Annotated in this window: 2 protein-coding genes; both read left to right on the top strand. The window is 65.2% G+C overall.

The window, feature by feature from the left end:
• Positions 1–188: 188 nt before the first annotated feature.
• Complete coding sequence (locus Q8K99_06860) at positions 189–962, top strand: hypothetical protein (protein MDP2182272.1); 774 nt, start codon at positions 189–191, stop codon at positions 960–962.
• Positions 963–976: 14 nt separating this feature from the next.
• The coding region (locus Q8K99_06855) for a hypothetical protein (GenBank protein ID MDP2182271.1) at positions 977–1,409 on the top strand (433 nt) is incomplete at its 3' end.

Genomic DNA, 1,409 nt, shown 5'->3' with positions numbered 1-1,409 from the left:
ATCTGGGGTACACACACGCGGGCGATGGTGGCACATGCGTGACCGAGTGTCACACGAGTGGCGCGGCGCATACGTATGCGCGCCCGTGAGCGCGCGTTGGCACAGTTGACGCTTCGTGGGGTATGCTCGTGAAACGCACGGAGGCCGGCACCTCCGAGAGCCCCGCGACAGGGGCGTGAGCAGGGATGATGATGGGTAGGGCAGGCAAGACCAAGACGAGCGGACGCTCGCGCAAGCTGTGGTGGACTCTCGCGAGTATCGTCGGGCTGGCACTGGTCATATACGGTGTCGCGGCCGTCTCCTCGCCCAAGGAGTCCGCCGACAAACCGCCGAAGCTCACACCCGCTGACCGCAGCGCCGACTTCTACACGCAGGCGCTCATCGCTGCCGACAGCAACGAGACGACTCGCGCGCTCGAACTCCTTGCCAAGTCGCTCGCGCTCAACCCGGACAACACGAGCGCGAAGACGCTCCTCGACCGGGTCAAGCAGGCCGCCAAGGAGCCCACTCCGACGCCTGCGCCCAAGCCCGGCGTCGACCCGTTCCTCTCAGCGGTGAGCGATCTGCGTCTGCTCTTGCCCAAGACGGTGCCCGGCTATGTGCTCGGCACCGTGATCTCTCAGGGCGGGGACGCGGTCGTGTCCGGAGAGCCCGCTCCCGGCTCGCCGGATGTCCGCACGGTCTCCCGCGTGCTCCTTGCGGTTCACGACCGGGGAACACCGGCCGCCGCTGCGGCATTCATCACTTCGGTAAGCAAGAAGACCTACCCGAACGCTGCAAGCAGTGTAGAGATCGACGGCGTCATGGCCTACGCCGGTACTGACGGCGGACGCCTGGTCTCGGTGTCGTTCGTGCGCGGAAGGTACGCGTTCGAGGCGGTGGTGACCTCGAGGTCCGGCGATCCCGCCGGGCTTGTCGACATCGCTGCCGGAATCGCCCGCGCTTTTCCCGATTCGTTCTAAGTGGAGGTACTCCGATGATCCGCCGATATGCTTCGGTCCTTGGCCTTCTTCTCGCGGGGTACCTGTTCGTACCGGAGACGGCTCTCGCGGCAGCTCCCCCGCAGACGCCTGCCACGATGCTCTCCGAAGGCTTCGAGACTGCGACTTCGCCCTCCTACGTCATACAGCCGATCATCGTCTACCCGGCAAACGGTAACGCCTACTGGGGTCGTATCACCCAGCGCAAGAAGTCCGGCTCGTACGGTCTGTGGTGCGCCGGAACGGGCGCCGCCACGTGGCCGTTGTATACGGACAATTCGTCTGGTCGCGCCACTTTCAACCTCACGCAGACGGCCGACTACTACTCATCGTCGCTCTCGTTCGCATACACCCAGCCGAGCTATGGCGAGGCCGACAACATCGCCTTCGCCTATGCTTGGTGGCCGGAGAATGACCAGCTTGGGGCCT

The sequence above is a fragment of the Actinomycetota bacterium genome (genome assembly GCA_030682655.1).
GTDB lineage: Bacteria > Actinomycetota > Coriobacteriia > Anaerosomatales > JAUXNU01 > JAUXNU01.
Note: the sequence above shows the minus strand (reverse complement) of the source record. Positions and strands in the feature narration are given on the sequence as shown.

What these genes read in the sequence shown, in the direction of transcription:
- Q8K99_06860 (MDP2182272.1), top strand. Translation starts at nt 189, where the DNA reads ATGATGGGTAGGGCAGGCAAGACCAAGACGAGCGGACGCTCGCGCAAG.